The sequence below is a fragment of the Streptomyces sp. B1866 genome (genome assembly GCF_031932565.1).
Classification (GTDB): domain Bacteria; phylum Actinomycetota; class Actinomycetes; order Streptomycetales; family Streptomycetaceae; genus Streptomyces.
Genome location: NZ_JAVSCF010000395.1, coordinates 1 through 3690, shown reverse-complemented (window position 1 = coordinate 3690; position 3690 = coordinate 1). Strand labels below are relative to the sequence as shown.

General features: G+C 76.6%; 4 protein-coding genes. All 4 read right to left on the bottom strand.

Going from position 1 to position 3690, the window contains the following annotated elements; translation table 11 throughout:
* Window positions 1-76 precede the first annotated feature (76 nt).
* The 4 genes from trpA to trpC all read right to left on the bottom strand — a co-directional run bounded on the left by trpA (window position 77) and on the right by trpC (window position 3320).
* Window positions 77-919: a tryptophan synthase subunit alpha gene (gene trpA, locus RKE29_RS28565; RefSeq protein ID WP_312008597.1), complete on the bottom strand. Its 843-nt coding sequence runs from the start codon at window positions 917-919 to the stop codon at window positions 77-79.
* A complete protein-coding gene (trpB, locus tag RKE29_RS28560) occupies window positions 919-2247 on the bottom strand; it encodes a tryptophan synthase subunit beta (protein WP_312008595.1) in 1329 nt (442 codons plus the stop codon). Before trpB ends, trpA begins: the two co-directional genes overlap by 1 nt.
* Window positions 2248-2318: 71 nt before the next feature.
* The gene (trpM, locus tag RKE29_RS30895) at window positions 2319-2507 is read right to left on the bottom strand and encodes a tryptophan biosynthesis modulator TrpM (protein WP_369016069.1); all 189 of its coding nucleotides are present in this window, start codon (window positions 2505-2507) and stop codon (window positions 2319-2321) included.
* Between the two features lie 3 nt (window positions 2508-2510).
* Window positions 2511-3320 carry an indole-3-glycerol phosphate synthase TrpC gene (gene trpC, locus RKE29_RS28555; protein WP_312008593.1) on the bottom strand — a complete coding sequence of 270 codons (810 nt, stop codon included), beginning with the start codon at window positions 3318-3320 and terminating at the stop codon, window positions 2511-2513.
* Between the last annotated feature and the right edge of the window lie 370 nt (window positions 3321-3690).

Genomic DNA, 3690 nt, shown 5'->3' with positions numbered 1-3690 from the left:
GGCGCCCCCGGCCCGGTCCGCGCCGGACCGGCCGCCCCCGTCCCGGCGGGAGCCGGCCCCCGCCGGGACGGCCGGGTCAGGGGCGTACGGCGGCGGTCCCGGCCGTGCGGCCCGCGCGGACGCCCTCGGCCAGCTCGCCCGCGAGGGCGCGCACCCCGGCCAGGCCCGCCTGGAGGTCCGGCGCCTCCAGCAGGCGCCGGACGAAGGCCGAGCCGACGATGACCCCGTCGGCGAATCCGGCGACCTCGGCCGCCTGCTCCGCGTTGGACACGCCGAGTCCCACGCACACCGGCAGGTTCGTGGTCGCGCGCGTGCGCTCCACCAGGCCGCGCGCCTCCTGGCCCACCGACGCGCGCGTGCCGGTGACGCCCATCAGCGACGCCGCGTACACGAAGCCGGTGCCCGCCGCCGTGATCCTGGCCAGCCGCTGGTCGCGGGTGCTGGGCGCGACCACGAAGACCGTGGCCAGGCCCCGGGCCTCGGCGGCCTTGCGCCAGCCGTCGGACTCCTCCACCGGCAGGTCGGGCAGGATGCACCCGGCGCCGCCCGCGTCGGCGAGGTCGGCGGCGAACCGCTCGGGCCCGTACCGGTCCACCGGGTTCCAGTAGGTCATGCACAGCACGGGCGCGCCGGTGGCGGCGTGCACCTCGCCGACCGTGGCGATGACGTCGCGGATGCGGACCCCGCCGCGCAGCGCGATGTCGTCGGCGGTCTGGATGACCGGGCCGTCGAGCACCGGGTCGCTGTGCGGCAGGCCGACCTCCACGATGTCGCAGCCGCCCTCGATCATGGCCGTGACGGCCCGTACGCCGTCGGCGACGGTCGGGAAGCCGGCCGGCAGGTAGCCGACGAGCGCGGCGCGCTCCTCGGCCGCGGCCCTCGCCAGCACCTCGCCCAGCAGTTCCGCGCGGCCCGCCATCACCGGTCCCCCCGTCCGTCGCGGCCGTCGCGGGCGCCCCCGCCGGCCTGGTCCTCTGGCGTGTCGTACAGCCCGAAGTAGCGGGCCGCGGTGTCCATGTCCTTGTCGCCGCGCCCGGAGAGGCTGACCAGCACCAGGCCCTCGGGGCCCAGCTCGCGGCCGAGGTTGAGGGCGCCGGCCAGCGCGTGCGCGCTCTCGATGGCCGGAATGATGCCCTCGGTGCGCGACAGCAGCCGCAGCGCCTGCATGGCCTCGTCGTCGGTGACGGCCCGGTACTCGGCGCGGCCGGTGTCCTTCAGGTACGCGTGCTCGGGGCCGACGCCCGGGTAGTCCAGGCCCGCCGAGATCGAGTACGGCTCGGTGATCTGGCCGTCCTCGTCCTGGAGCACGTACGACCGGGAGCCGTGCAGGATGCCCGGCTCGCCCTCGGTGAGGGTGGCCGCGTGCTCGCCGGTGGCCAGGCCGTGGCCCGCGGGCTCGAAGCCGACCAGGCGCACGCCCTCGTCGGGCAGGAAGGCGTGGAAGAGCCCGATGGCGTTGGACCCGCCGCCCACGCAGGCGGCGACCGCGTCCGGCAGCCGTCCGGCGCGCTCCAGCAGCTGCTGCCGCGCCTCGACGCCGATCACCCGGTGGAAGTCGCGCACCAGGGCCGGGAACGGGTGGGGTCCGGCGACGGTGCCGAAGAGGTAGTGGGTGTGGTCCACGTTGGCCACCCAGTCGCGGAACGCCTCGTTGATGGCGTCCTTCAGGGTGCGGCTGCCGGAGCCGACGGCGACGACCTCGGCGCCGAGCATGCGCATCCGCGCCACGTTCAGCGCCTGCCGCTCGGTGTCGACCTCGCCCATGTAGACGGTGCAGTCCAGGCCGAACAGCGCGCAGGCGGTGGCGGTGGCCACGCCGTGCTGGCCCGCGCCGGTCTCGGCGATGACGCGGGTCTTGCCCATGCGGCGGGTCAGCAGGGCCTGCCCCAGCACGTTGTTGATCTTGTGGGAGCCGGTGTGGTTCAGGTCTTCCCGCTTCAGGAAGATCCGGGCCCCGCCGGCCTCCTCGGCGAACCGGGCCACCTCGGTCAGCGGGCTGGGCCGGCCGGTGTAGTGGACCAGCAGGTCGTTCAGCTCGGCGGCGAAGGCCGGGTCGGTCTTCGCCTTCTCGTACTCGGCGGCGACCTCCTCCACGGCGGCGACCAGCGCCTCCGGGATGAACCTGCCGCCGAACGCGCCGAAGTAGCCCTCGGCGCTGGGCACCCGGCCCTCCGGGTCGGGCAGGAAGAACTGCCGCGGCCCGCCGGGCGCGCCGGGCACGGATTCTGGGGACGTGTCTGGAGACATCGGTACGAACTCCTCAGGCCGGGGCATGCGGCCCCGGCCGGATCGGTCAGGGGATGGGGTGACGGAACGCGTCAGCCGCGCGCCGCGGCGGGACTCGCCGCCGCGCGGGCCGGCCGGCCGCGCCATCGCCTGCCGTTGACCTGCCCCGGCTCGCACCCGATGTGGTAGCGCACGCGCCGCCCGCGCACCCGCCGCGCGGGCGCCCGGCAGCCCCGGGGACGGCACCCCGGGGCCAGGCGCGCGTGCGGCGTGCCGGTCACGGCTCAGTCCCGCCCGTGCCGCAGCGCGGGGTGCGCGCCGGCGGCCACCAGGTCGGCCACCGCCGCCTTGGGGTCGCGGCCGGTGACCAGCGACTCGCCGACCAGCACGGCGTCCGCGCCGTCGTTGGCGTAGGCGATCAGGTCGTGCGGGCCGCGCACGCCCGACTCGGCGACCTTCACGATGTGGTCGGGGATCTCCGGCGCGACCCGGCCGAAGGTGCTCCGGTCCACCTCCAGGGTCTTCAGGTCGCGCGCGTTGACGCCGATGACCCGCGCCCCGGCGTCCACGGCCCGCGCGGCCTCCTCCTCGTCGTGCACCTCCACCAGCGGGGTGAGCCCGATCGACTCCGCCCGCTCGACGAGGGAGACCAGCGCCTCCTGGTCCAGCGCGGCCACGATGAGCAGCACCAGGTCGGCGCCGTACGCGCGGGCCTCCCACAGCTGGTAGGCGGTGACGATGAAGTCCTTGCGCAGGACGGGGATGTCGACCCGCGCGCGCACGGCCTCCAGGTCGGCGAGCGAACCGCTGAACCGGCGGCCCTCGGTGAGCACGCTGATGGCCGCGGCGCCGCCGCTCTCGTAGTCGGCGGCGAGGCCCGCCGGGTCGGCGATCGCGGCCAGCGCGCCCTTGGACGGGCTGGACCGCTTGACCTCGCAGATCACCTTGACGCCCTCGCCCTTCAGGGCCGCGGCGCCGTTCCTGGCCTGCGGGGCGCCGAGCGCCCGCAGCTTGAGCTCGTCGAGGGTGACGCGCGTCTGCCGCTCCGCGAGGTCGGCACGGACTCCGTCGATGATCTCGTCGAGCACACTCACGCGAGCGGCCCCCTTCCGGACGGTACGGGCTGGGTTGTCGGCGCACGGGGCGGCGCTCGAAGGCCCGCACCGGCGGCACTGCGATGGTATCCGGCGTACGGGGGAGTACACGCATCCGGTTGACGGCCGGTCCGTACCGCCGGGTCCCCGCCGCGCGTGGCGTACCGCCAGGTCCCGGCCGCGCGTGGCGGACCGCGGTCGCCCGCCGCGGGCCGGTCAGGGGGCGAGCGCGCCGCCGCACGGCAGGTTGCGCAGCACCGCGAAGGCGCACACGGCGGCGAGCAGGCCGGCCAGCGCCCACGCGCGTGCGGTGCGCGGCGGCCGCGGGGCGCGGCCGGGCGGCGGCGTTCCCCGGGATCCGTCCACGGCG

What these genes read in the sequence shown, in the direction of transcription:
- trpA (WP_312008597.1), bottom strand. Translation starts at nt 919, where the DNA reads ATGGCGGGCCGCGCGGAACTGCTGGGCGAGGTGCTGGCGAGGGCCGCG.
- trpB (WP_312008595.1), bottom strand. Translation starts at nt 2,247, where the DNA reads ATGTCTCCAGACACGTCCCCAGAATCCGTGCCCGGCGCGCCCGGCGGG.